The organism is Leucobacter sp. CX87 (assembly GCF_018682295.1).
Lineage (GTDB): Bacteria > Actinomycetota > Actinomycetes > Actinomycetales > Microbacteriaceae > Cx-87.
In genome coordinates this window covers 39,021-63,341 of sequence record NZ_JAFIRI010000001.1, presented here as the reverse complement: position 1 = coordinate 63,341, position 24,321 = coordinate 39,021, and the positions used below count along the sequence as shown (strand labels likewise).

25 protein-coding genes are annotated in these 24,321 nt (G+C 67.3%); 3 read left to right on the top strand and 22 right to left on the bottom strand.

Annotated elements, in window-relative coordinates:
• The first annotated feature begins 17 nt into the window (after nt 1-17).
• Nucleotides 18-890: an acyl-CoA thioesterase gene (locus tag KOE53_RS00295; RefSeq protein WP_188044968.1), complete on the top strand. Its 873-nt coding sequence runs from the start codon at nt 18-20 to the stop codon at nt 888-890.
• On the opposite strand, the gene KOE53_RS00290 is transcribed toward KOE53_RS00295, so the two are convergent.
• Both KOE53_RS00290 and ettA read right to left on the bottom strand, forming a co-directional pair.
• The gene (locus KOE53_RS00290) at nt 887-1,345 is read right to left on the bottom strand and encodes an acyl-CoA thioesterase (RefSeq protein WP_188057014.1); all 459 of its coding nucleotides are present in this window, start codon (nt 1,343-1,345) and stop codon (nt 887-889) included. The genes KOE53_RS00295 and KOE53_RS00290 overlap by 4 nt on opposite strands.
• Before the next feature lie 9 nt (nt 1,346-1,354).
• Nucleotides 1,355-3,037 (bottom strand): energy-dependent translational throttle protein EttA, encoded by a 1,683-nt coding sequence (gene ettA / locus KOE53_RS00285; RefSeq protein WP_188044970.1) that lies wholly within the window; start codon nt 3,035-3,037, stop codon nt 1,355-1,357.
• Nucleotides 3,038-3,218: 181 nt separating this feature from the next.
• Here ettA and KOE53_RS00280 point away from each other — a divergent pair, with 181 nt between their 5' ends.
• A complete protein-coding gene (locus tag KOE53_RS00280) occupies nt 3,219-4,082 on the top strand; it encodes an aminoglycoside 3'-phosphotransferase (RefSeq protein ID WP_188057013.1) in 864 nt (287 codons plus the stop codon).
• Here the strand turns inward: KOE53_RS00280 and KOE53_RS00275 are convergent.
• Complete coding sequence (locus KOE53_RS00275; protein ID WP_188057012.1) at nt 4,075-5,286, bottom strand: DmpA family aminopeptidase; 1,212 nt, start codon at nt 5,284-5,286, stop codon at nt 4,075-4,077. The genes KOE53_RS00280 and KOE53_RS00275 overlap by 8 nt on opposite strands.
• Before the next feature lie 129 nt (nt 5,287-5,415).
• Here KOE53_RS00275 and KOE53_RS00270 point away from each other — a divergent pair, with 129 nt between their 5' ends.
• Nucleotides 5,416-5,592, top strand: coding sequence for a hypothetical protein (locus KOE53_RS00270; protein ID WP_188044973.1), 177 nt, complete (start codon nt 5,416-5,418; stop codon nt 5,590-5,592).
• A gap of 79 nt (nt 5,593-5,671) precedes the next feature.
• Here KOE53_RS00270 and KOE53_RS13745 read toward each other — a convergent pair whose 3' ends face one another.
• The 19 genes from KOE53_RS13745 to KOE53_RS00175 form a co-directional block, all read right to left on the bottom strand.
• Nucleotides 5,672-6,184: a GNAT family N-acetyltransferase gene (locus tag KOE53_RS13745; protein WP_188044974.1), complete on the bottom strand. Its 513-nt coding sequence runs from the start codon at nt 6,182-6,184 to the stop codon at nt 5,672-5,674.
• A 58-nt stretch (nt 6,185-6,242) separates the two neighbouring features.
• On the bottom strand, nt 6,243-6,746 hold the full coding sequence (locus KOE53_RS00260; protein WP_353055537.1) for a DUF6993 domain-containing protein: 504 nt from the start codon (nt 6,744-6,746) through the stop codon (nt 6,243-6,245).
• Between the two features lie 98 nt (nt 6,747-6,844).
• On the bottom strand, nt 6,845-7,267 hold the full coding sequence (locus KOE53_RS00255) for a DUF1801 domain-containing protein (RefSeq protein WP_188057011.1): 423 nt from the start codon (nt 7,265-7,267) through the stop codon (nt 6,845-6,847).
• An 88-nt stretch (nt 7,268-7,355) separates the two neighbouring features.
• Nucleotides 7,356-7,874, bottom strand: coding sequence for a single-stranded DNA-binding protein (ssb, locus tag KOE53_RS00250; protein WP_188057010.1), 519 nt, complete (start codon nt 7,872-7,874; stop codon nt 7,356-7,358).
• A 223-nt stretch (nt 7,875-8,097) separates the two neighbouring features.
• On the bottom strand, nt 8,098-8,628 hold the full coding sequence (msrA, locus tag KOE53_RS00245) for a peptide-methionine (S)-S-oxide reductase MsrA (RefSeq protein WP_188057009.1): 531 nt from the start codon (nt 8,626-8,628) through the stop codon (nt 8,098-8,100).
• Nucleotides 8,625-9,452, bottom strand: coding sequence for an NAD(+) synthase (nadE, locus tag KOE53_RS00240; protein WP_188057008.1), 828 nt, complete (start codon nt 9,450-9,452; stop codon nt 8,625-8,627). The genes msrA and nadE overlap by 4 nt, the downstream gene beginning before the upstream one ends.
• 72 nt (nt 9,453-9,524) lie before the next feature.
• A complete protein-coding gene (locus tag KOE53_RS00235) occupies nt 9,525-10,589 on the bottom strand; it encodes an alpha/beta hydrolase (protein WP_188057007.1) in 1,065 nt (354 codons plus the stop codon).
• Nucleotides 10,590-10,614: 25 nt separating this feature from the next.
• Entirely contained in the window at nt 10,615-14,094 is a 3,480-nt protein-coding gene (gene dnaE / locus KOE53_RS00230) for a DNA polymerase III subunit alpha (protein ID WP_223159851.1), read from the bottom strand.
• 121 nt (nt 14,095-14,215) lie between these two features.
• Entirely contained in the window at nt 14,216-15,139 is a 924-nt protein-coding gene (locus KOE53_RS00225) for an RluA family pseudouridine synthase (protein ID WP_188057006.1), read from the bottom strand.
• Nucleotides 15,139-15,789, bottom strand: coding sequence for a signal peptidase II (gene lspA / locus KOE53_RS00220; RefSeq protein WP_188057005.1), 651 nt, complete (start codon nt 15,787-15,789; stop codon nt 15,139-15,141). Before lspA ends, KOE53_RS00225 begins: the two co-directional genes overlap by 1 nt.
• A 51-nt stretch (nt 15,790-15,840) precedes the next feature.
• The gene (locus KOE53_RS00215; protein ID WP_188057004.1) at nt 15,841-16,476 is read right to left on the bottom strand and encodes a DivIVA domain-containing protein; all 636 of its coding nucleotides are present in this window, start codon (nt 16,474-16,476) and stop codon (nt 15,841-15,843) included.
• A gap of 99 nt (nt 16,477-16,575) precedes the next feature.
• Nucleotides 16,576-16,863 (bottom strand): YggT family protein, encoded by a 288-nt coding sequence (locus KOE53_RS00210; protein WP_188044984.1) that lies wholly within the window; start codon nt 16,861-16,863, stop codon nt 16,576-16,578.
• 6 nt (nt 16,864-16,869) lie between these two features.
• Nucleotides 16,870-17,352, bottom strand: coding sequence for a cell division protein SepF (locus KOE53_RS00205; RefSeq protein ID WP_188044985.1), 483 nt, complete (start codon nt 17,350-17,352; stop codon nt 16,870-16,872).
• 32 nt (nt 17,353-17,384) lie between these two features.
• On the bottom strand, nt 17,385-18,086 hold the full coding sequence (locus tag KOE53_RS00200; protein ID WP_188044986.1) for a YggS family pyridoxal phosphate-dependent enzyme: 702 nt from the start codon (nt 18,084-18,086) through the stop codon (nt 17,385-17,387).
• A gap of 6 nt (nt 18,087-18,092) precedes the next feature.
• The gene (gene ftsZ, locus KOE53_RS00195) at nt 18,093-19,259 is read right to left on the bottom strand and encodes a cell division protein FtsZ (protein WP_188044987.1); all 1,167 of its coding nucleotides are present in this window, start codon (nt 19,257-19,259) and stop codon (nt 18,093-18,095) included.
• 148 nt (nt 19,260-19,407) lie between these two features.
• A complete protein-coding gene (locus tag KOE53_RS00190) occupies nt 19,408-20,439 on the bottom strand; it encodes a cell division protein FtsQ/DivIB (RefSeq protein WP_188057003.1) in 1,032 nt (343 codons plus the stop codon).
• 173 nt (nt 20,440-20,612) lie between these two features.
• On the bottom strand, nt 20,613-22,019 hold the full coding sequence (gene murC, locus KOE53_RS00185) for a UDP-N-acetylmuramate--L-alanine ligase (protein WP_188057002.1): 1,407 nt from the start codon (nt 22,017-22,019) through the stop codon (nt 20,613-20,615).
• A 73-nt stretch (nt 22,020-22,092) separates the two neighbouring features.
• Complete coding sequence (locus KOE53_RS00180) at nt 22,093-23,169, bottom strand: UDP-N-acetylglucosamine--N-acetylmuramyl-(pentapeptide) pyrophosphoryl-undecaprenol N-acetylglucosamine transferase (protein ID WP_188044990.1); 1,077 nt, start codon at nt 23,167-23,169, stop codon at nt 22,093-22,095.
• Between the two features lie 32 nt (nt 23,170-23,201).
• On the bottom strand, nt 23,202-24,299 hold the full coding sequence (locus KOE53_RS00175) for an FtsW/RodA/SpoVE family cell cycle protein (protein WP_353055536.1): 1,098 nt from the start codon (nt 24,297-24,299) through the stop codon (nt 23,202-23,204).
• Nucleotides 24,300-24,321 lie beyond the last annotated feature (22 nt).

Here is a 24,321-nt window from a genome sequence, read left to right as displayed (position 1 = left end):
GAACCCCCGGAGGACCCATGCTTGCAGGAACACCGGACCTTGCGGAACTGCTCTCAGTCATCGACTCGGGGGCGCGCACACAGGACGACATTTTCACGGGCCCGGCGATGCCCACGCCGATCGGGCGCGCCTTTGGCGGTCAGGTGCTCGGCCAGGCGATCGCCGCCGCCGCCGCGACCGCCCCCGAGGGGCGCGAGATCCACTCGATGCACGGCTACTTCCTGCGACCCGGCGACGGCGAGCACAAGATGACCTTCGAGGTCGCGCGATTGCACGACGGCCGCTCGTTCTCGACTCGCCGCGCACAGGCCTACCAAGAGGGCCAGGTGTTGATGTCGATGATCGCGTCATTCCAAGAACCCGACGAGGGTCTCGAGCACCAGCATTCCATCGACATTGACGCGGTCACCCCGCCCGAGGAACTGCCGACGGTGTGGGAGAAGTACGGCCACCTGGCCGGCGAGGGCCGCGCCTCCTGGATCCTGAACCGGCCGTTCGATTTCCGCTACGTCGAGTCGGACATCATGCTGCGCGTCGCGGAACAGACGACGACGCAGCGGCTCTGGCTGCGGGCCCGCGACACCATGCCCGACGGGCAGCACCTGCACGCCGCGGCCCTCGCGTTCGCGAGCGACTACACGTTGCTCGAGCCGATCGCCCGCAAGCACGGCATCCCGTGGGCGACCCCGGGCATGCGCGCCGCGAGCCTCGACCACGCGATGTGGTTCCACCGGCCGTTCCGGGTCGACGAGTGGCTGCTGTACGTCCAGGACTCCCCCACGGCGCAGGGTGGCCGCGGGCTCGCACACGGCACGTTCTACGACCGCTCGGGCGCGCTCGTGGCGAGCGTCGCTCAGGAGAGCATGCTGCGGGTGCCGCGGGCTGACTAGCGACGCCCGAGGGCGAGCGGTTCGTCCGTCCAGTCCGCGATGCCGGCGCGCGCCTCGGCGCTCAGCCGAAGCGGGCGCATCGTGACCCCGTCGACCATCACGACGGCCGTCATGGCGCGCGCATACACCGTGCGCTCAGGACCGCCGACGATCTCGTAGTGCACCTCGAGACTCGAACCGCCCAGCTTGCCGATCCACACCTCGATGGTGATGGGCTGCTCGGAGTATTCCATCACCGCGGTGAACTCGATGTGCTGGCTCGCGACCAGCATCTTCGGGCCGTCCGGGTCACTCGCGTTGAAGTGCTGTTCGAGGCCGGTGCGCTCTTGCGCGGCCCCCAGCCAGAACAGGCGTACGCGCGCCTCCTCAAGGAAGCGCGCGTACGCCACGTTGTTCACGTGACCGTACGCGTCCTGGTCCGCCCAGCGCAGGGCGATGTCGACGTGTGCGCGCACGGCGTTCCTCTAGTTCCGCGTCAGCTTGCGGTAGGTGCTGCGCGACGGCTTCGCCGCCTCGAGGCCCATCCGCTCGATCTTGTTCGCCTCGTAGGACTCGAAGTTGCCCTCGAACCAGTACCAGTTCGCCGGGTCTTCCTCGGTGCCCTCGTAGGAGAGGATGTGGGTCGCGATCCGGTCGAGGAACCAGCGATCGTGGGTGATGACCACGGCGCAGCCGGGGAACTCGAGCAGCGCGTTCTCGAGGCTCGTCAGCGTCTCGATGTCCAGGTCGTTCGTGGGCTCATCGAGCAGCAACAGGTTGCCGCCCTGCTTGAGCGTGAGCGCGAGGTTCAAACGGTTGCGCTCACCACCGGAGAGCACGCCGGCCTTCTTCTGCTGATCCGGGCCCTTGAACCCGAACGTCGAGACGTAGGCGCGCGACGAGATCTCCTGGTTGCCGACCTGAATGTAGTCAAAGCCGTCCGAGACGACCTCCCACAAGGTCTTGTTCGGGTCGATGCCGCCACGGCTCTGGTCGACGTAGCTGAGCTTCACGGTCTCGCCGATACGCACCTCGCCCGAGTCCACCGGCTCAAGGCCGACGATCGTCTTGAAGAGCGTCGTCTTGCCGACGCCGTTCGGGCCGATGATGCCGACGATGCCGTTGCGCGGAAGCGTGAACGAGAGGTTGTCGATGAGCACGCGCTCGCCGAACCCCTTCTTGAGGTTCTTCGTCTCGAGCACCAGGTTGCCGAGCCGGGGGCCGGCCGGAATCTGGATCTCCTCGAAGTCGAGCTTCTGGCTCCGCTCCGCCTCGGTCGCCATCTCCTCGTAGCGCGCGAGGCGCGCCTTCGACTTGGCCTGGCGGCCCTTGGCGTTCGTGCGTACCCACTCGAGCTCGGTCGCAAGCCGCTTCGCGAGCTTCTGATCCTTCTTGCCCTGCACCTCAAGGCGCTCGGCCTTCTTCTCGAGGTACGTGGTGTAGTTGCCCTCGTAGGGGTACAGGCGACCGCGGTCGACCTCGCAGATCCAGGTGGCCACGTGATCGAGGAAGTATCGGTCGTGGGTCACGGCCATGACCGCGCCCGGGTACTTCGAGAGGTGCTGCTCGAGCCAGAGCACGCTCTCGGCGTCCAGGTGGTTCGTGGGCTCATCGAGCAACAGCAGATCGGGCTTCTCGAGGAGGAGCTTGCAGAGCGCGACGCGACGCTTCTCGCCGCCCGAGAGCACCGAAACGATCTCGTCCGACGGCGGGCAGCGCAGCGCATCCATGGCCTGCTCGAGCTGGTTGTCGAGGTCCCAGCCGTCAACGGCGTCGATCGCCTCCTGCAGCTCGCCCATCTCGGGCAGCAGCACGTCGTAGTCGGCGTCGGGGTTCGCCATCTCGGCGGAGATCTCGTTGAAGCGATCGAGCTTGCTCTTGATGTCGGCAACGCCCTGCTGCACGTTCTCGAGGACGGTCTTGTCCTCGTCGAGCTCCGGCTCCTGCATCAGGATCCCGACGGTGTAGCCCGGCGTCAGCGACGCCTCTCCGTTCGACGGCGTCTCGAGGCCAGCCATGATCTTCAGGATCGTGGACTTACCGGCACCGTTCGGCCCGACCACGCCGATCTTGGCACCGGGCAGGAACGACATCGTGACGTCGTCGAGAATCACCTTGTCGCCGTGCGCCTTGCGCGCGCGAACCATCGAATAAATGTACTCAGCCATATGCTTTCCGAAGCGCCGGGGCGCCACGAACTCCTCTAAGTCGCGGGTGGGTGAAGAAAGTCAGTGTGGGTTCAGTTTAGCCGGGATTGCGCGAGTGCGAGCTGGTTGCCGGAAACGTGACGCGCTCCCGCGAAGCGCGCGCGGACGATCCCCGCAGCGCGCCTGCTGGCAGACTGAGGTCATGTCCGATGTTCGCAGGCTGAGCCCGCTCGACGACCAGGTGCCGCGCGGGCGCGTGGCGGTGCCGGACGACATTCGTGCGCTCGCGAACGGCGACCGCATCGAGGCGGTCTGGCGCAACCAGCTGGGCGGCCTCACCTTCCGGATCGATCGCGGAGGACGGGACGAGCGATTCGCGAAGTGGGTGGCAGCGGGGACGCCGGAACTCGACCTCGCGAGCGAGGCGGCGCGGATGCGGTGGGCAGGCGAGCACGCGGTGCAGGCACCGGCGACGCCCCGCGGGCCGAGGCTGCGCGTCCCCGAGGTACTCGAACACGGCGCGTCCGAGGCCGGCAGCTGGCTGGTGACCCGCGCGATACTTGGCAGCTCCGCGGTCGCCCCCGAAAATCTGGCGCGCCCAGCCATCGCCGCGCGCGCCATCGGCGAGGGGCTGCGTCTGCTGCACGACACGCTCCCGGCCGCCGAGTGCCCGTTCTCCTGGTCGATTGAGCAGCGCCTGGCTGCGGTCCACGAGCGGCTCGACGCGGGCGAGGGGCCGGCGGATTGGTCCCCCGAGTTCCGCAGCCTGTCTGCCGTGGAGGCGCTGGCCGAAATCGCCGCGATTCCCGAACCCGCGCGGCTCGTCGTCTGCCACGGCGACCCCTGCGCCCCGAACACCCTGCTCGGCCCGGACGGCCGATACGTGGCGCATGTCGACCTGGACGCGCTCGGCGTCGCCGATCCGCTCGCGGATCTTGCGATCGCGGCCTGGAGCACGGTCTGGAACTACGGGCCGGGCTACGAAGACGACGTCTACGCGGGGTACGGCCTGCGACCCGACCCGGATCTGATCCGCGGGTACCGCCTGCTCTGGGACCTCAGCTAGCCGGCGAGGCCGGGACGCCCGCCCGCGGCTCGCCCTCCCCAGCAGGCGAAGCTGACCCGAAGGCGGCGACAATCTCCTCGTGCGGCAGGCGGTAGCTCGCGTGTCCCGCGCGCCCCACCATGTCCTCCGCGGCGACGAGCACGTTGAGCACGCTCTCCTCAACGGCCTCGACAACCGCCTCGTAGAGCGGGTCGATGGCGCCCCAGGGCAGGAATGCGAGGTGCTCCAGCGGCGACGCCTCCCCCGGGCCCTCCATCCGGGAGCTGAGCGCTCCCGGATTCGCGGTCGAGAATGCGAGAAAGATGTCGCCCGAAAAATGGCTGCCGGTCGTGCCGCTGCGGGCAAGCCCCAGCGGGACGCGACGGGCGAGCGCCGCGCACTGTCCGGGCAAGAGCGGCGCGTCGGTGGCGACGACGACGATGACGCTGCCCGCGCCGCCGACCGCGCGGCCTCCCCCATCGGCCGCGAGCCAGTTCTGATCCTGCTCTATGGGGCACGGCGCCGCTGACTGCTTACCGAGCGACACACCCCCGACGCGTAGCTCCTTGCGCGAGCCGAAGTTTGCCTGTGTGAAGACGCCCAGCGTGTACTCGGCACCCCCGATCGGGACCACCCTGGACGCGGTGCCGCTGCCGCCCTTGAATCCGTAACAGTTCATGCCGGTGCCGCCACCGACGTTGCCTTCCGCGACCGCGCCGGGGCTCGCCGCGTCGAGCGCGGCCCCGGCGTCCGCCGACGACACGTGCTGGCCGTTGATCTCGTTCAGGTAGCCGTCCCAGGTCTCCGCGACGACCGGCAGCATCCATTGCGCGGCGACCTCACGGCTGACCCTGGCGAGCCACTCGTCCACCCCGCGGTGCACGGCCCCGACCGAGTGGGAGTTGGTGATCGCGATCGGCAGCGCGAGCGACCCCGACTCGTCGATCCAGGCGCGGCCGGTCATCTCGCCGTTGCCGTTCAACGAGTAAGTGGCGGCCGCGCACGGCACGCCGACCCCGCTCTTGCCCCGGGGAAGGATGGCAGTGACGCCGGTGCGCGCCGTCGCCGTTTCGGTGTCGCGGATGATCGTCACCATGCCCACTTCGACGCCCGGCACATCAGTGATGGCGTTGAGCGGACCGGGCGCCCCGTCGAGGGCAATCCCAAGATCCCGCGCGCGAATCGTCGGGGGCCCGTCCTGAGTGCTGCGCATCACAATTCCCATCTCATTCTAAACTCGGTTCACAGATTCTGACACAGGCCGCTGCGACGAATGAGATTCTGTAGAGATACTCTGTGGACTGAGTTCAAGGTATCTCTGACCAGCGGCTCGCTTACACCAGGGCGTTCGACCGTGCGCACTCCAGGACGCACGGCCTCGGTGATGGAGATCCCGCTCCTCCCACCCCTCCAACGCTCGCCGCTCGAGCGCCAGGTCGTGCTGTTTCGCACGCTGATCGAGATCGGTCAGGCCCTCGGAGAATTCGAGCCCGTGTTTTCGTCCGATGAGATCGCGCGCTGCCCCGCCTAGCCCCGCCCCGACGATCTGGAACCGCGTCCGCTTCGCGCCTCTACTGGGGAGTAGCCCGAGCAATGCCTGCCAGTCGCCGTTACAGCGCCTTTGCGAAGCAGCGCGAGCGAGGCAGGCCGCTCTTGTACGGCTCGTAGACGGGAATCTCGAGGTAGCCGAGCTTGGTGTACATCGCCACGGCCTCTGGCTGGCGGTCGCCGCACTGCAGCACCATGCGTTCGGCGCCGCGCGCCGCCGCGTACTCGTGGGCTGCACGCATGACACGACTGCCGACCCCGGTACCGCGGTACTGCGGGGCAGTAATCACCCGCTTCACTTCCCACTCACCGCGGTGGTCTCGGAGCATCACGTGCGCGGCAGCCGTGCCGTCCGGCGCAAACGCCATAAAGGTCGTGATCACCGCCGCGGGATCGACGCTGAGGCAGTCCTCGGCCAAGACGACCTGCTCCGGGGTCAGCGCGTCGAAGCTGCCCGCGTAGCGCTCCGACATCTCCGCGCTCATCGCCTCGCGGATCGCCTCGCCTCGCGGGTCCGCGAAGGGGACCTCCCGAACCTCGAAGTCGGCGGCGCGCAGGAGCAAGTTCTCGTTCACTCAGAAATGATATCCCGGCGGCGCTCGAGGGCTCCGCCCACCCGAGGCCCGATTCTCCCTACCAGTCGATGGGTCGCGTCGTACCGATGATGCAGATGTTCTTTTCGGGGCCGAGCGCCGGGGCCGCCTCGGCCACCAGGCTGCGATCCCCGGTCACGAGCTGGCCCAGCAGGCACGATTCGCCCACGCGGACCGACACGAAGATGTTGTCGGCAACGAGATCGGTGCGCGTGCGATCGAACGATACCTGCATCGCGGCGCGATCAAACCCCGCAGCGACGAGTGCGTCCACCACAGGCTGGCCCTCAATCGGGGCGCCTCCCCCGGCAAACGCGATCAGCGTCTGCTGAAAGAAGGGCAGGTTCTCCTCGGCAGTGCCGCCGGGCACCAGTGCCACTGGCTCGGCCGGGGCGGTGGGGGCAGGGCGGACCGGAGCATCCGGGGCCGGCCCCTCAAGCAGCGTGCACCCGCTGAGCAGTCCTGCGGCGAGCGCGACCGCCGCGAGGGCGCCCCCCGCACGGGCCGGCGCTCGGAAGGGGCTCAGTGGTCGGTGCGTGGTCACGGTTCAGAGTCTATCGACCAGGCGCGGTTACTCCTGCGGATCGGCTTAGCTCCTGATGGAAGCTCGCGCGTGCGTTGCACTTCGGATGCACTGGGCATCTACGCGTCGGGGAACAGCTGCCGCGCGCGCTTCAGGAGGGCTTGAAACTCAAGGATGTCCAGGTCTGCGATTTCCCGAAAGGTCACGGCGGCCGCCCCGACGCGCACCTTGCCCAGCCGATCAGCGTGGAGCTGCACGAGATACTTGCCCGACTCCGCGGCGTTCACGTACACCGAGAGATGCCGCTTCTGCTCGGCCATGCCGACCAGAAACCAGTCGATGCCTGCACCCCTCGGACGGGGTTGCCGGATCAGGCCATAGCCGACAATCGCCTGATCGGTGCCGCCCCACATCCTTCCGCGCCAGAGTGTTCGGCGTATGCCCGGCAACGCTGCCCGGATCAACGCGTCAAGCTCGACGAGCTCCGCACTCCGCTCGGCGCCCCGAAGGAATGCGTCGATGTCCTCGTCTACGATTTCCATGGCCTGAGCCTAGTTCCCTGGCAGACAGACTTGGCAAAAACACTGCGTTGCACTGCGGCGACGCCAATCACGCCGATCACTCAGCAAATCAGTAGGGTGGTTCGGCCGATCCGGCGCCCGCGCCGACCATCTCGCCGATGTCCGCAGATTCCGGCAACTCGCCCGGGGATTCATCTCTCGCGTCGTCGCCCACTGCCGAGGCCGCCATCTCGCTCGCCGCCCCACCTTCGCCCGGCGTCGACTGCGCCCCGGGCACCCGGGTGAACTTACTGATGCCCCAGCGCAGGTCGTGTCCGAGCGCATCCGCGTCGACCTCGACCGCGACGCCACTTTTGCCTTCGTCGTTGTGCCACGGACGCACCTTGAGGCGGCCGCTCACAAAGATGCGGTCGCCCTTCGTGAAGGACGCGTGCGCGTGGTCAGCGAGCCCCCGGTAGGCGATGACGGTCAGCCAGCTCGGGTCGCCGTCGACCCAGGCGTTGGCCTCACGGTCAAAGCGTCGCTCGCTGCACGCGAGTCGGAACCGACAGACGCTCGCGCCGGTGCCAGTCTGGCGCCGCTCGGGGACAGTACCGATCGTGCCGACCATGCTGATGGGTGTGTTCATGTTGCGCTCCTCGACTCGGGGCCCAGTTGGGCTGTTCTTGGCGAGGGGGTCGCGCGGGCCGTGCCCCGGCTTCCGCGCGACGCCCTCGAACTCATCCTGAGCGAGGGCGGGCGTCGGCGGGGGCGAATCCCAAAAATGTGGATAGGTACGTGAACCGTTGGGGGTGTGAGCGACAAATGCGCGGCCGCGCGGGCAGACCGCAGCGCCCGTCACGCCCTTCTCGCTACGCGTCCGCCAGGTAGTCGGCGAAGCGTGCGCGGACCTTGTTCACCTTCGGCACGGCCACCGCCATGCAGTACCCCTGCGTGGGGTTCTTGGCGAAGAAGTCCTGGTGCTCCTCCTCCGCGGGGTACACCCGGCCGAGCGCCTCCATCTTGGTGACGATCGTGCCCGGCCACCACGCGGCCGCGCGGTTGCGCGCCGACTCGAAGACCTCGCGCTGCGCGTGATCGATCGGGAACATCGCCGAGCGATACTGCGTCCCGACGTCGTTCCCCTGCCGATTGAGCTGGGTCGGGTCGTGCATCGTGAAAAACGCATCAAGCACGACACTCGGTGGAAGTACGCTCTCGTCGAACGTCACCTGAACCGCCTCCGCATGCCCCGTCATCCCGGTACACACCATGCGATAGTTCGGATCCGGCGTGCTGCCACCGGTGTAGCAGGACACGACGCTTTCGACGCCGCGCAGCGCCCGGTAAGCCGCGTCCAGGCACCAGAAGCACCCACCGGCCAAGACGTACGTTGTACTCACTTTCGCCACCACCCATCAGCCGGGGTCACCGGCAACCGTCGTTTGTGTTCGGTGCCAAGGTATCGGCGCTCAAGATTCGCGCTCGCCTCCTCGGACACGTCTTCTCCCCGCAAGTACGCGTCGATCTCGGGATAGCTCACACCGAGGCTCGACTCGTCCGTCTGGCCCGGAAGCTCATCGAGCAGGTCGGCAGTCGGCGCCTTCTTCCAGAGTCGCTCAGGCGCGCCCAGCTCCTGCAGGATCGCCGCGCCCTGACTTTTCGTGAGGCCCGCAAGCGGCAGAATGTCCGCCGCACCGTCGCCGAATTTCGTGTAGAAGCCCGTAATCGCCTCGGCAGCGTGGTCGGTCCCGATGACGAGAAGACCGCGGTCCCCGGCGATCGCGTACTGGGCGAGCATGCGTGCGCGAGCCTTGGCGTTGCCCTTCGTGAAATCAGTCAGCGGCTGACCAGTGCCCGCGTCGACGGCGGCAGCGAGGGCGTCGACCGTCGACTTGATGTCCACCGTGACCGCGTGGTCCGGCTGAATGAACGAAAGCGCGAGCTGCGCGTCCGCCTCGTCGGCCTGCACTCCATAGGGCAGGCGCACCGCGGTGAACTCCGCCTCGCGCCCCTCGGCGCGCAGACGCTCGACGGCGAGCTGGGCGATCCTGCCCGCAAGGGTAGAGTCCTGACCGCCCGAGATGCCGAGCACGAAGCCGCGCACCGGGGGCACGCTCCGCGCATAGTCCACTAAGAACTGGATGCGACGCTCCCCCTCGGCCACGGGGTCGATTTCGCGCACCGGGCCGAGTGCGTCGATGATTTGTTGCTGTAACTCGCGCATGAGGCCAGGCTACTCTTCGAAGTCGCCTTGCGCCGTGATCCTGGGGCAAGATTCGCCGCGGGCAGAACACACTTAGCGGGCGTACCCGCGCAGCCAGTGATCCATCTGCGCGTACGCGGCGGCGCGGACGGTTGGCCGCGAGAGAAACACGTCGTGCAGCGCGTCCGTAATGCGTGACACCGTCGTGCAATCACCGATGTCGAGGCTGCGCTTCGCAATTGCGTCGACTTCGAGAACGATGTCCGATCGCAGCATCTGATCGTTCCAAATGGGCGAGAACGTGCTCTTATCCGAGAGCATCACCAGCACCGGGATCGTCAGCCCGAGCCCCGCGGCGACCGCCTCGTGCCCGCGGATAATGGCCTGCAGCCACCCCGCCGAGATGGGATAGCTGCGTTCACCGCGCAGCCGCGGATCAAACTCCCACTCCCCGTAGTAGTCCTTCGACAGCGAGCGATAGTAGAAGCCGGGGTCAACGGTGCCGAGCGCGGTCCGCGGGTGGATCCTGCCGAGCAGCGAGACGAACGGGGTGAGTACCATCCGTCCGACCTCCTTGGTCTGCAGCTCCAGCCATGGGCTGTTCAGGATCAGGGCGTCGGCCCTCCCCGGGTGCCGTGACGTCCAGTACGACATGACGAGACCCCCCTGCGAGTGGGCGAGGATGATGAGCCGACGCTTGCTCTTCGGCACCCCCGTGGTCGCCGGGTCGCCGTGGCCGAGCACCGTGAGGGCGCGCTCGATCTCTTCGTCGTACACCTCGAGCCGATCAAAGAACCCGGGCGTTTGGCCCTCGCGGAGGCTGCGCCCCGTGCGCCGCGGCTCGAGCGCGACGAAGCGGGCTCCGCGTTCGCGCCAGAAGTCGGCGAGCTCGCGCTCGAAGAAGTGGTCGCTCCATCCCGGGAAATAGAGCACATCCGTGTCACGCGCGATGCCGAACAGCCGCGCCCGAAGCCCCGGGCGGGCGCCCTCGATCAGGGTGGCGACCGTGGGCCCCGGCTCCTCGGGAGCGTCCGGGGTGAGCTCGAGGGTCAGGCGACGATACGGATCGCCCATCAGATCGGGCTGCCATCCGTCCGCCTCAGCAAACCCCGGCACACCGAGACCGAGCACCGGACCGACCTTGCTGACTGTAGCCATGCCCCCAAGGTATCGGGTTTTCGCCCTAGTCGCTCAGGCACTTCGGGCCGAGCAGGCCCTTCAGCTCGCCGTACAGGTCAGCCGAGATGCGCACGGGGAAAGGCAGCTCGAATATCCGGACGCCCTGCGAGGTGTGCAGCCGCAGCCGGACCTCGTTCTCGCCGCGGTGGCGCCGCAGGGTGTCTTTCAGCTCGCCCATCAAGCGCTCGGTTGCGCGGTGGTCGACGACCGAGATCATGAGCGGCGCCCCGATCTCCTGCGTCCCGACGTCGATCGGCATCACTCCGTACGCGTGCATGGAGAGGCCATCGTCGCGGGCGTTGATCTTGCCACGCAGCGCCACGATCGAGTCTGCGACCAGCAGGTGCCCGAACTCGGTGTAGGACTTGCCCATAAAGAGCGCCTGCATCTCGCCAGTGAAGTCCTCGATCGTCACCATGCCATACAGGTTTCCCGACTTCGCGGTGCGGTGCTCCACTCCGGTCAAGAGGCCCGCGATGGTCGGGACCTCCCCCGCCCACGGCCCGTCTGGATTGGTGATTTCTTCGATCGAGGCGCTCGCGTGCTTCGCGAGCACGGTTTCAAGCCCGCGCAGCGGGTGGTCCGAGACATACAGCCCCAGCATGTCGCGCTCGAAGGCAAGCTTGTCCTTTTTCGCCCACTCGGGGCGTTCGGGCACGAGTGACACCGGCGCGGTCTCCCCCGCGTCCGCCGCGTCTTCGAACAGGCTGTCGAAGTCGAAGCCCACGTCTCCGTGTTCCTCAGCGCGCTTGTCCTTCACTTGGGCTTCGACGGCGCTCTCGTGAATCTCGATGAGCGCGCGGCGAGTCGACCCCATCGAATCAAAGGCGCCGGCCTTCACGAGCGACTCGATCGTGCGCTTGTTGAGCACCGGCAGCGGCACCTTACGCAGGAAATCGTGGAAGGCGACGAACTCGCCCTCGGTCTCGCGCGCGCTCCGGATCCCGGCGACGACGTTCGCGCCGACGTTGCGGATGGCGCCCAGGCCGAAGCGGATGTCCTCCCCGACGGCGGAGAAGTCGGCGAACGAGAAGTTCACGTCCGGCGGCAGCACCTGAATGCCCATGCGGCGGCACTCGTTGAGGTACAGCGCGAGCTTGTCTTTCGAGTCGCCGACACTCGTGAGTAGGGCCGCCATGTACTCGGCCGGGTAGTGGGCCTTGAGATAGGCCGTCCAATAGCTAACGACCCCGTACGCAGCCGAGTGCGCCTTGTTGAAGGCGTAGTCCGAGAAGGGCAGCAGGATGTCCCAGAGCGATTTGACCGCGGCGTCCGAGAAACCGCGCTCGTGCATGCCCTCGCTGAAGCCGGCGTATTGCTTGTCGAGCTCGGACTTCTTCTTCTTACCCATCGCGCGGCGCAGAATATCGGCCTGGCCGAGCGAGAAGCCGGCGACCTTCTGCGCGATCGACATGACCTGCTCTTGGTAAATAATGAGGCCGTACGTCCCGCCGAGAATCTCGGCGAGCGGCTCCTCGAGCTCCGGGTGAATCGGGGTGATGGGCTGCAGGTTGTTCTTGCGCAGCGCGTAGTTCGTGTGCGAATCGGCGCCCATCGGGCCCGGTCGATACAGGGCCAGAACAGCCGAAATGTCCTCGAAATTGTCGGGCTTCATGAGCCGGAGCAGGCCACGCATGGGCCCGCCGTCCAGCTGGAAGACGCCGAGAGTGTCGCCGCGGGCGAGCAGCTCGTAGGACAGGACGTCGTCGAGAGCCAGGTCCTCGAGCACCAGATCGACGCCGCGGTTGAGCCGGATGTTCTCGAGGGCATCCGAAACGATCGTGAGGTTGCGCAGCCCCAGGAAGTCCATCTTGATGAGGCCGAGGCTCTCACAGGTGGGGTAGTCGAACTGCGTGACGATCTGGCCGTCCTGCTCGCGCTTCATGATCGGGATGATGTCGATCAGCGGATCGCTCGACATGATCACGCCGGCGGCGTGCACGCCCCACTGGCGCTTCATCCCCTCGAGACCGAGTGCGGTCTCGTACACGGTCTTCGCCTCGGCATCGACCTCGAGCAGTGCGCGGAATTCCGACGCCTCTTTGTAACGCTCGTGCTTCGGGTCGGTGATGCCCGCGAGCGGGATATCCTTCGCCATGACGGCCGGCGGCATGGCCTTGGTGAGCTTGTCACCCATGCCGAACGGGAAGCCGAGCACGCGAGAGGCGTCCTTGAGCGCCTGCTTCGACTTGATGGTGCCATAGGTGACGATCTGCGCAACGCGCTCGTCGCCGTACTTGTCGGTGACGTACTTGATTACCTCGCCGCGGCGACGATCATCGAAGTCGACGTCGAAGTCGGGCATGGAAACGCGATCCGGGTTCAGGAAGCGCTCGAAGATGAGGCCGTGCTGCAGCGGGTCGAGGTCGGTGATCCGCATCGCGTACGCCGCCATCGAGCCTGCGCCCGAGCCGCGACCAGGGCCGACCCGGATCCCGTTGTCCTTCGACCAGTTGATAAAGTCGGCGACGACGAGGAAGTAGCCCGGGAACCCCATTTGGATGATGACGCCGGTCTCATACTCGGCCTGTTTGCGGACCGCATCGGGGATCCCGTTCGGGTAGCGCACGTGCAGGCCGCGCTCGATCTCCTTGACGAACCAGCTGTCCTCGGTCTCACCATCGGGGACCGGGTAGCGGGGCATGTAGTTGGCGCTCGTGTTGAACTCTGACGAGCACCGCTCGGCGATCAGCAGGGTGTTGTCGCAGGCCTCGGGCAGATCGCGGAAGAGGTGCCGCATCTCGGCGGCAGACTTCAGGTAGTACCCGTCACCATCAAACTTGAAGCGGTTGGGGTCATCGAGTCGAGAACCGGACTGCACGCACAGCAGCGCCTCGTGCGCGGCAGCATCGGACTGGTGCGTGTAGTGCAGGTCGTTCGTCGCGAGCAGCGGGATATTCAGGTCTTTCGACAGCGCGATGAGGTCGTTCGTCACGCGGCGCTCGATCTCGAGACCGTGGTCCATGATCTCGCAGAAGAAGTTCTCTTTGCCGAAGAGGTCTTGGAACTCGGCGGCGGCCTCGCGGGCCTCCTTCACCTGTCCGAGGCGCAGGCGGGTCTGGATCTCGCCCGACGGGCAGCCCGTCGTGGCGATCAGCCCCTTGCCGTAGGTCTGCAACAGCTCGCGGTCCATGCGCGGCTTGAAGTAGTACCCCTCGATCGAGGCAAGGCTCGAGAGGCGGAACAGGTTGTGCATCCCCTCGGTTGTCTCCGAGAGGAGCGTCATGTGCGTGTATGCGCCGGCGCCAGACACGTCGTCACCGCCGCCGCTGCCCCACCGCACGCGGGTGCGGTCCGTGCGGTGCGTACGCGGTGTGAGGTAGGCCTCGATACCGATGATCGGCTTGATGTCGTGGTCGCGCGCCGTCTTCCAGAAGTCGAACGCGCCGAACGTGTTGCCGTGATCAGTCACCGCGATCGCGGGCATCCCCTGCTCGGCGGCGGCCTGGATCAGCGGGGTAACACGCGCTGCTCCGTCCAGCATCGAGTACTCGCTGTGCACGTGCAAATGGGCGAAATTATCGCTCGCGGCCACACACTCTCCCCGGTCGTTGACGAACCACTAGTCTACCCGCCCGCGGATGGGCGGCGGCGGCGAGGGAGCGTTAGTTCTCTTCGCGCAGGACGTCGAGCGCGTGCTGCAGGTCAGCCGGGTACTGGCTCTCGAACTCGACGTACTCGCCCGTCGCCGGGTGCGCGAAACCCAGGCGCATCGCGTGCAGCCACTGCCGAGTCAACCCGAGGCGCGCCGAGAGGGTCGGGTCCGCACCGTACATGCCGTCGCCCGCGCATGGGTGACGCTGCGCGGCCATGTGCACGCGGATCTGGTGGGTCCGCCCCGTCTCGAGCTCGATCTCGAGCAGCGAGGCGTACGGGAACGCCTCGAGCGTTTGGTAGTGGGTGATCGATGGCTTCCCGTCGCGCGTCACCGCAAACTTCCACTCGGAGCCGGGGTGACGCCCGATCGGGCCGTCGATCGTGCCCGCGAGCGGGTCCGGGTGGCCCTGCACGAGGGTGTGGTAAATCTTCGAGACGGTGCGTTCCTTGAACGCGTGCTTGAGCTGCGTGTAGGCGCGCTCGCTCTTTGCGACCACCATCAGCCCGCTCGTGCCCGCGTCGAGGCGGTGCACGACGCCCGCGCGCTCAGCCGGGCCCGACGTCGACACGCGAAAGCCCGCCCCGGCAAGCGCGCCGAGCACCGTCGGCCCGGACCAGCCGAGCGACGGGTGCGCGGCCACCCCGGCCGGCTTGTCCACGACGACAATGTCGTCGTCGTCATAGACAATGCCCAGGTCCTCGACGATCACCGGAACGATCGTAGGTTCGGCCTTCGGGGTCCACGAAACCTGCAGGAAGCCGTCGGCGGTGAGGCGATCGGACTTGCCGAGCGTGCGCCCGTCGAGTTCAACCCCTCCGGCCGCGACGACCTCGGCGGCGTAGGTCCGGGAAAACCCGAGGAGCTTCGCGATCGCCTGGTCGGCGCGCTCCCCCACCAGGCCGTCTGGGACGGGCAGGCTGCGGGATTCCATCAGCGGGGCTCCTCGGTTTGGGGCGTTTCGTCGGTGCCGGCAGGATCCTGCTCGGTGGTGTGGTCTGGGGTGTCGGAAGCTGCGACAGGCTCGTCAACCTCGGGCTCGACCGCGGAGTCCGCGGCTGCGTCGCCCTTGCGCACGCGAGGTGAACCGTCGATCGGCAGGCCAAGCAGCGTCACCAGCACGAAGATCACCATGCTGCTCACGATGGCAATGTCGGCGATGTTGTAGATGCCCTCGGGGAAGCCGAGCCACATCCAAGGTGTCGAAATGAAGTCGATCACGTGGCCCTCGGGGAAGCCGGGGGCGCGGGTCAGCCGGTCGAAGAGGTTGCCCAGCGTGCCGCCGAGCAGCAGACCGAGGAAGATCGCCCAGCTGCGCGAGCCCAACTGACGAATTTGCCAGATGATGACCACGACGACGGCGGATGCCAGGATCGTGAAGATCCAGGTGGACCCGCTCGCCAGGGAGAACGCGGCACCCGGGTTTCGCACAAAATGCCACTGCAAGAACTCGCCGAGCACGGGGACGGTCTCACCCTCAGGGAGGGTGGCAACGACCCAGTTCTTGACGTACTGGTCAATGAGAAACACAACGAACGCGACGCCGAGCGGGATCCAGCGGACCCATCGGCGTCGCGTCGTCACGGAGTCTCGAGTCGCGGAAACCGCGGGATCGGGCTCAGTGTGCACTAGGACCTAGCGGAGAGCCGAGGGGTCACCCGCGGGCTCCGGCGAGCCATCGAGCCCGCGCAGCTGTGCCTGGATGTACGAACGCAGCGTGCTGCGGTACTCGCTTTCGAACTCGCGAAGATCCTTGATCTTCTCCTGGAGGTCGATCCGCTCGTTGCCGAGCAGCGCGAGCTCGTCGGCGCGCGTCTTCTGCGCCTCCTCGACGAGGCGGTGCGCGGTCGTCTCGCCATCGCTGATGAGCTGATCGCGGCGGGTCTCACCATCGAGGACGTGCTTGTCGTGCAGCTCGAGGGCGAGCTGCAGCATGGCGCTCGACTTCATAGCGTCGCCGTCGGTGAAGCTCTGGATGTGGCCCGAACCAGCGGGAGCCGAAGCGACCGGGGTCACCACGACGGTCACCTCTTCGACGACGTCCTCCTCAACGACCTGCGCCACCACTGCGGGGGTGCCGGCCTCGGCGGCTTCGAGCTTCGCCTTCAGCTCGTCGATCTCCGCCTGCAGCACGGCCTTCTCAGCCTCGCTCTGGCGCAGTTCCTCGACGATCGTGTCCAGGAAGTCATCGACCTGATCCAGGTCGTAGCCGTCGCGGAACTTGGTAATCGTGAAGCGCTTGTTCACGACGTCCTCAGGTGTCAAAGCCATGTGTGAGTCTCTCTCTCGATGGTGACCAGTCGCGTGGTCTCGGACAACGCTAGCAAAAAGCCGGGCTGCGTGTGCGGCGACTGGTCCATTTGCTGGGCGTTACGGCAGGATCGCGATCAGGATCCAGCAGGCCAGCATGGTCAACATCCAGCCCAGGTCAAGCGAGACTTGACCGAGCCGGATCGGGGGCAGGATCCGCCGGAACATCTTGATTGGCGGGTCGGTCAGCGAATACACAAGTTCAATCGCGACTGCGGCGATGCCCCGCGGACGGAACCTCGGGTTCAACACCTGGACCCAGTCGATGACAAACCGGGCCCAGAGCACGAACGTATAGACGCGGATTACCAGCTTCAGAAAGAAGCTGATGATCAGTAGTGCCTCCACCGGGCGTTAGGAGGTCGCGACGAAGAACGAGCCGGTGTCGCCGGCAGGCTCGTCGCCACTCACTGCGATGTGCTCGGGCGAGAGCAGGAAGACCTTGCTCGTCACTCGCTCGATCTTGCCGTGCAGACCCATGGAGAGCCCGCTGGCGAAGTCGATCAGTCGCTTCGCGTCGGAGTCGTTCATGCGTGACAGGTTAATGATCACGGGAACACCCTCGCGGAAGCTCTCGGCAATCACCTGCGCGTCGCGGTACTCGCTCGGGTGCACGGTCAGGATCTCGTTCATCCCCTGCGCCGGCGTGGCGCGCGTGGGCGTCACCTTGCGCAGCGGCGTGACGGGGGCGCGGTTCGGCGCCACCTTTGCCACCGGCTGTGCTGGCCCCGGCTTCGGTGTGGACTCGTGCACGGGGGCGACGACGGGCGACGACTCCTCGAGTTCCTCTTCCGCGAGACCTAGGAACACCATGGTCTTCTTCAGTGGGTTGCTCATCGTTCCTCCTCCAGATGCGCTGCAGTTTGAGACTAACCGGCTACCGGACGGTTTCCGGTGATTGCCGTGCCAATTCGCAGGTGTGTCGCGCCGGCGGCAATCGCCTCGGCGTAGTCGTGAGTCATGCCGGCCGAGATGAACGAGGCCGCTGGGTCGAGCGCACGCACGCGATCGGAGTATCCGGCGAGGCGGGCAAACGCGCTCGCAGGCTCCTCCTCGAGCGGGGCCACGGCCATGACTCCGCGCAGGCGCAAGCTCCGCGAGCGCAGCACGCGCTCGGCGAGCGCCTCGATCTCGTCGGGCCGCGCTCCCCCGCGTGCGGGGTCGTCCGTGAGGTTGATCTGCAGAAACGCGTCGATGAGTCGCGCTGGTGGCGGCTCGTCGGCGGGCACGTCAAGCGCGTCAACCAGGCGCTCCCGGTCGATCGAGTGGATGGCACCCGCGTACTGCGCCGCCTGGCGAGCCTTCTTCGTCTGCAGTTGGCCCACGAAGTGCCACGTCAGGTCGAGGTCCGCGAGCTCCGCGGCCTTGGCCTGCGCCTCCTGGTGACGATTCTCGCCGACGTCGCGCACGCCGAGGGCGGAAAGCTCGGCCACCAGGCTGGCGGGGTGAAACTTCGTGATGACGATCAGCGTGGTCTCATCCGCCGAGCGGTCGGCCGCGCGGCAGGCATCGCTGATGCCCGCCTGCACGTGTGCCAGCCGCTCAGCGAGCGTGCTGCGCTCTTCGATCATCGTCGACTACCGCAGGAACTCGGGAATATCGAGGTCGTCGCCGTCATCGAACGTGGGGTCGGGAAGCTGTGCCTCGACGGGAGGGTGAGAGATGACCTCACCGAACTGCTCGGCACCCGCGTCGATCGGGCCCGTGCCACCGACCGTCGCGTAGACCGCGGCGGCCTCGGGCAGCGGCTCAGTGTGGCTGCCGCGGCGCCCGCGCTCCGCGGGACGGGGGGCCGGCTCGATGGAGTCGAAGCCTGCGGCGATAACCGTCACGCGGACCTCGTCGCCGAGCGTGTCGTCGATGACCGTACCGAAGATGATGTTGGCCTCGGGGTGCACCACGTCCTGGACGAGCGAGGAAGCCTCGTAGATCTCGCTCAGCGCGAGGTTCGAGGAGCCCTGGATCGACAGGAGCACGCCGTGCGCGCCCTCGATCGAGGCCTCGAGCAGCGGCGAGGCGACGGCCAGCTCGGCCGCCTTGATGGCGCGGTCAGCGCCGCGCGCCGAGCCGATGCCCATGAGCGCGGATCCTGCGCCCTGCATGACCGACTTAACATCGGCGAAGTCGAGGTTGATGAGGCCGGGGGTGGTAATCAGATCGGTGATGCCCTGGACACCGGCGAGCAGCACCTGGTCGGCGGAGGCGAAGGCCTCGATCATGCTGATGCCGGGGTCGCTGATCTCGAGCAGGCGGTCGTTCGGGACGACGATGAGCGTGTCGACCTCTTCGCGGAGCGCATGGATGCCGCCGTCCGCCTGGCCTGCACGACGCTTGCCCTCGAAGCTGAACGGGCGTGTGACGACACCGATCGTGAGCGCGCCGACAGACTTGGCGATGCGCGCAACGATCGGGGCGGCTCCGGTGCCGGTTCCGCCGCCCTCGCCCGCGGTGACAAACACCATGTCGGCGCCGGTCAGCGCCTCCTCGATCTCCTCTGCGTGGTCCTCCGCCGCACGGCGCCCCACCTCGGGGTCTGCGCCGGCGCCGAGACCGCGGGTAAGCTCACGGCCAATGTCGAGCTTGACATCCGCGTCGCTGAGCAGGAGCGCCTGTGCGTCCGTGTTCACCGCGATGAACTCGACCCCCTTGAGGCCGAGCTCGATCATGCGGTTCACCGCATTGACACCGCCGCCGCCAACGCCGACGACCTTGATAACTGCGAGGTAGTTCTGGTGTGTGGACACGTCGGGCCTCCGCTAAACCTTCGAGTGAAAACCTTAAACCTCTACCTGAGGTTTAAAGTGTATGCTGGGTATACATTTCCTGCTGAGCACCACGCTACGACCTGCCTCGGCACGATCACCCCGCGACACACCGTTGCCAGCGCCGAAACTAGCGGAAGATGGGCGCTTCGCTCGACGACACGTCAATGAGCGACACCGGCCGCTCCCCCAGCGCCCCCAGGATCGCCGCCAGAACGACCGCCTTACGCGGTGTCTCTTCGGCCTCGCCCCAGACCACCTGGACGCCGCTGTGCAGCACGAACGACACGTCCTGCCCCGTAGATGCGGTCGCCGTCGCAAACTGCGCGCGCAGTTCCGGCGGCACGTCCCGCAACACGCGGGCGACCTCACTAAACGCCACGGAAGAACGCGTTGCCGCCACGCCCTCGGCGAGCGGCACCCCCTCGGGACGCGCCTCGGACTGCTCGACGGTGACCCCGGCGGGATCCACGAGGTCAAATCCCGCATCGCTGGGAATCGCGAGCACCGGAATCCGCTCCTCGAGCCGCACGACCAGCGTATGGGGCGGGATCGTCTCGATTGTGTAGCGCTGGATCAACGGAAACGGCACGAGCGCCCGGTGCACTTCCGCCTGGTCTACGAGTGCGAGCGGGGTCCCGGAGAGCGGGGCGAGCGCCGCCTCCACTGCCGCAACGTCGACGCGACTGGCGCCCTCGACCTGCACGACGCGGACGCTCATGAGCGGGGTGAAGACCCCGATCACTACGAAGAGTGCGACAGCGAGCACGGCCGCGCCCGCGACAAGCCACGGTCGGCGGCGCTGACGCACATGCCAGGTAAAACGACGCTGCTCGCGGCGCTCGCGCCGCTTCCTGCCGCGAATGGCGGCCTTGAGCTGCTGCTCGGCGACCCGCAAACCGTGCTCGGGGGCTTCAGTGGCCTCAGTGGCCAGCGCGGCCTCCGCCCGTGCACGCACGGCCGAGAGATCAGTCGTGATGGCCAGACCCTCGGCGCCGTCGTCGCCGGCCGCGCCCGGATTGCCCTCGGCCACGGCGAGGTCATCCGCAATACCCGACAGGTCGACCGTCATCGCGGCGTGGTCGTCGCCGATGTCCCCCTCGCCAATGTCGCGCGCTGAGTCGCCGGCAGGTTCGTCGCGCCGCCTACGCGGCCAACTCAACGCTGGCATCCTCCAGCCTGCGCGCGCGGGCGTGGCAGAGCCGCCGTCACGCCCGTCTTCGTTCGGGACCACGTCAGCGACGTCATCCCCCGCGGGCGCGTCCCAATCGTCCGCGGCGGACGTTTGGTCTGCGCGCGGTTCGGGTTCCCGGTCGAAGCCGCTGGGGCGCCGCATCAACGACCCGCGGCGAACCGGTCCGTGAGCGCCTGCGTCACCTGCGGAATGATCCGGTAGACGTCGCCGCAGCTCATCGTGATGAAGACATCGCCCGGCCGGGCGATCTCCGCGACATAGTCGGCGGCGCGCTGCCAGTCGTCGATATATGCGACCTTGCTCTGGTCGTGGAACTTTTCGGAAACGAGCTCACCCGTCACTCCGGGCTCGGGGTCCTCGCGCGCGCCACAGACCGAGAGCACGATCGTGTGATCAGCGCCAGCCTCGAGCGCCTCGGCAAACTCGCGACTGAAGATGCGCGTGCGGCTGTACAAGTGCGGCTGGTGGATCGCGATGAGTCGCCCCTCGCCCACGACGGGGCGCGCGGATGCGAGCAGGGCCGCGACCTCGGTGGGGTGGTGCGCGTAGTCGTCGTAGACCCGCACCCCGCCGATGTCGGCGTGGAACTCGAAGCGTCGCTTCGTGCCTCCGAACGTCGCGACGGCCGCAAGCGACGCGCCGGGCTCTTGACCCAGCGCGATGAGCACTGCGACCGCGCCGGCGGCGTTCAGTGCGTTGTGTCGGCCGTAGACCGACAGCTGGGCGTCAAAACGCTCTCCGCCCACGACGATCCCGAAGGCAACCGGGCCGGTCTCGTCGACGTCCACGACGCGCACGTCGGCGTCAGCAGCCTCGCCGAAGGTGACCAGCTTCGCGGGGTCGAGCTTTGCCCGAACCTCCTGTGCGCCGGCATCGTCAGAGGAAATGACGACGGTCTCGCTCGCGGCGTTCGCGAAGTCGACAAACGCCTGCATGAAGGCCTCGCGAGAGCCGTAGAAGTCCAAGTGCTCGGGATCGACGTTAGTGATGAGCGCGACCGAGGTGTCGTACAGCTGGAACGAGCCGTCGGACTCGTCCGCCTCGATCACGAAGTCCGTGCCCGAGCCGTGCTGGGCGCTCAGACCGAGAGACTCGATTACCCCGCCGTTGACAAACGAAGGGTCGGCGCCGAGTTCGAGCAGACCCGTGACCACCATGCCCGTGGAGGTGGTCTTTCCGTGTGCACCGGCAATCGAGACGACGCGGCCACCGCGGCTCAGCCAGGCGAGCGCCTGCGAGCGATGGAGTACCGTGAGCCCGCGCGCGAGCGCGAGCTGGTACTCGGGATTGTCCTGCCACAGTGCGCTCGTCACGACGAGGGTGTCGGCGTCGCCGACGTTCGCGGCGTCGTGGCCGATCGCGATAGGGACGCCCAGCGCGGCGAGCGCCTGGGTGTTGCCGTTTTCGCTCGCGTCGGAGCCGGAGATCGTGACGCCCGAGGCCAGCATCATGCGCGCGATGCCGCTCATACCCGACCCGCCGATGCCAACGAAATGCACCCGTCCGAGGTCTTCCGGGATCGTGAGCGTCAAGTCGGGGTAGATCATGGGGTCCTCCGCGGTACTACTGATCGGTGCAACAGACGTATCAGGATAGCGCGCGGGCCCGAGCGCGAGCCCGTCAGCGCGCCGTGAGCGCCTCTGCGACGAGGCCGTACAGGCACCGTGTGCCGTCGAGCGTCCCAGCGCCCGTCGCCCGTGCGGCCATGTCGGCGAGGCGCGCGTCATCCTGCAGGAGCGGGATCAGCTCCCCCCGCACCCACTCGGGGGTCAGCTCGGCGTCGTCCACCAGGATCGCTCCCCCGGCCGCCACGACGCCCGCGGCATTGAAGCGCTGCTCGCCGTTTCCGTGCCCATACGGCACGAACACCGCGGGGATCCCGAGCCCGGACAGCTCGCTCACGGTCGTCGACCCTGCCCGCGAGAGCGCGAGGTCGCAGGCGGCAAACGCGAGGTCCATCCGGTCGCAGTAGGGCAGCACGACGTACCCATCAACCCCGGGGTCAACGAGCTCAGTGAGCCCACCCCAGACATGCAGCACCTGGGCGCCGGCCGCGACGATCTCGGCAGCCTGTGACGAGATCGACTCGTTGATTGCCCTCGCGCCGAGCGAGCCGCCCGTGACGAGTAGCGTGCGACGCGCCGGGTCGAGCCCAAAGTGTGCCCGCGCCGCGTCCCTCGTGCCCGCGCGGTCGAGATGCTCGATCTCGGGGCGCAGCGGCATTCCGGTGACGCGGGCGCCCCGGATCGGGGTCCCCGCGAAGGTCACCCCGACAAAGTCCGTGCCGCGGGCGCCCAGCTTGTTCGCGAGCCCGGGCCGCGCGTTGGCCTCGTGAATCACGAAGGGCACCCCCTCCTTCTGCGCGGCGCGATACGCGGGCGTCGAGACATACCCGCCGAACCCGACCACCACGTCGACGCCGCGCTCGCGGATCAGCGCGCGCGTCTCGCGCACGGCCCGCGCGTACCGCAGGGGGAAGCGCAGGGCATACGCGTTCGGGCGCCGCGGAAACGGTACACGGTCGATCGTCTGCAGCTCATACCCACGCTCCGGAACCAGCCGAGACTCCAGTCCCTCTCGCGTGCCGAGGGCGATGATCTCGCTGTCGGGCTCCACCGCGCGAATGTGGTCAGCGAGCGCGAGCAGCGGGTTCACGTGCCCGGCAGTTCCGCCGCCGGCGAGCAGGTAGGTCGTCATGATGTCCTTTGATTGGTGGCGTCGCCCGTGCGCTAGCGCTCGGCCGCGAGCTCTTCCTGATATGCGGCGGCGTCGCGCGCGACTGACAGCACGACCCCCATTGCCCCGAGTACCGCGATGAGTGCGGTCCCACCCGAGCTCAAGAGCGGCAGCGGCACCCCCAGTACGGGCAGGATCCCGACGACGACGGCGATGTTGACGAGCGCCTGGCCGACGACCCACACCAGCACGCCACCGACGACCGCTCGCCCGAAGATGTCGCGGGCGTTGCGGATGACGCGCAGCATCATCACCGCGAGCACGGCATAGAGCACGATCACCAGGCAGGCACCGATGAGGCCGAGTTCCTCGCCGATGATCGCGAAAATATAGTCGTTGTCGGCTGCGGGCAGCCACGACCACTTCGCCTTCGACCCGCCCAGTCCAACGCCGAAGACGCCACCGCCAGCGAGCGCCCAGAGCCCGTGCAGCGGCTGCCAGCCGAGGCCACTGTAGTCGTCGTTGCCGGTCGCGTGACCGAAGAGTCGGTTCATGCGGTTCTCGCTCGTCACGACAAAGAGGAAGGCCGTCAGCGCCGCTCCCGCCACGATGATGCCGAGGGATTTCCAGTCGATCCCGGCAAAGAAGAGTGCCCCGATGACGACGCCGCCCATAATCAGCACGGTACCGAGGTCCTTGCCCATGAGGACGAGGCCCAACGCGGCCAGCGCACCCGGGAAAATCACGGGGATGAACACGTGCTTCTTCTGGCCAAGCAACGGCTGCTTGGCGTACAGCACCGCGCCGATCCACACGATCAGTGCGAGCTTCAGGGGCTCGGAGGGCTGCCCCGAGAAGCTTCCGATCTGGATCCAGTTTCGGTTGCCGTAGCTCTCGACGCCGAGCGGTGTGAACACCAGCACCTGCAGCGCGAGTCCGAGCGCGAAGAGCGCCCAGGCCCACTTCCGCCAGAAGGTGACCGGCAGGTTTGCCGCGACAAACATCAAGGGCAGCCCGACAACCGCGTACAGCGCCTGATTCCAGAATGCGCCGAAGAAACCCCGGTCGTCGAGGTACGACGTGATCGACGATGATGACAGCACCATGATCAGGCCGAAGCCGACGAGTAAGAGCGTTGTCGCGCTGATCACCACTGAAGTGGCGTCACCGCCG

Bases quoted from the DNA above. Each gene is read 5' to 3' on its own strand.
- KOE53_RS00280 (WP_188057013.1), top strand. From the start codon at position 3,219: ATGTCCGATGTTCGCAGGCTGAGCCCGCTCGACGACCAGGTGCCGCGC.
- KOE53_RS00275 (WP_188057012.1), bottom strand. From the start codon at position 5,286: ATGGGAATTGTGATGCGCAGCACTCAGGACGGGCCCCCGACGATTCGC.
- ettA (WP_188044970.1), bottom strand. From the start codon at position 3,037: ATGGCTGAGTACATTTATTCGATGGTTCGCGCGCGCAAGGCGCACGGC.
- KOE53_RS00205 (WP_188044985.1), bottom strand. From the start codon at position 17,352: ATGAGCAACCCACTGAAGAAGACCATGGTGTTCCTAGGTCTCGCGGAA.
- KOE53_RS00235 (WP_188057007.1), bottom strand. From the start codon at position 10,589: ATGGCTACAGTCAGCAAGGTCGGTCCGGTGCTCGGTCTCGGTGTGCCG.
- nadE (WP_188057008.1), bottom strand. From the start codon at position 9,452: ATGCGCGAGTTACAGCAACAAATCATCGACGCACTCGGCCCGGTGCGC.
- KOE53_RS00255 (WP_188057011.1), bottom strand. From the start codon at position 7,267: ATGGAAATCGTAGACGAGGACATCGACGCATTCCTTCGGGGCGCCGAG.
- KOE53_RS00225 (WP_188057006.1), bottom strand. From the start codon at position 15,139: ATGGAATCCCGCAGCCTGCCCGTCCCAGACGGCCTGGTGGGGGAGCGC.
- ssb (WP_188057010.1), bottom strand. From the start codon at position 7,874: ATGAACACACCCATCAGCATGGTCGGCACGATCGGTACTGTCCCCGAG.
- KOE53_RS00295 (WP_188044968.1), top strand. From the start codon at position 18: ATGCTTGCAGGAACACCGGACCTTGCGGAACTGCTCTCAGTCATCGAC.
- KOE53_RS00215 (WP_188057004.1), bottom strand. From the start codon at position 16,476: ATGGCTTTGACACCTGAGGACGTCGTGAACAAGCGCTTCACGATTACC.
- murC (WP_188057002.1), bottom strand. From the start codon at position 22,019: ATGATCTACCCCGACTTGACGCTCACGATCCCGGAAGACCTCGGACGG.
- dnaE (WP_223159851.1), bottom strand. From the start codon at position 14,094: ATGCTGGACGGAGCAGCGCGTGTTACCCCGCTGATCCAGGCCGCCGCC.
- KOE53_RS00200 (WP_188044986.1), bottom strand. From the start codon at position 18,086: ATGATCGAAGAGCGCAGCACGCTCGCTGAGCGGCTGGCACACGTGCAG.
- KOE53_RS00180 (WP_188044990.1), bottom strand. From the start codon at position 23,169: ATGACGACCTACCTGCTCGCCGGCGGCGGAACTGCCGGGCACGTGAAC.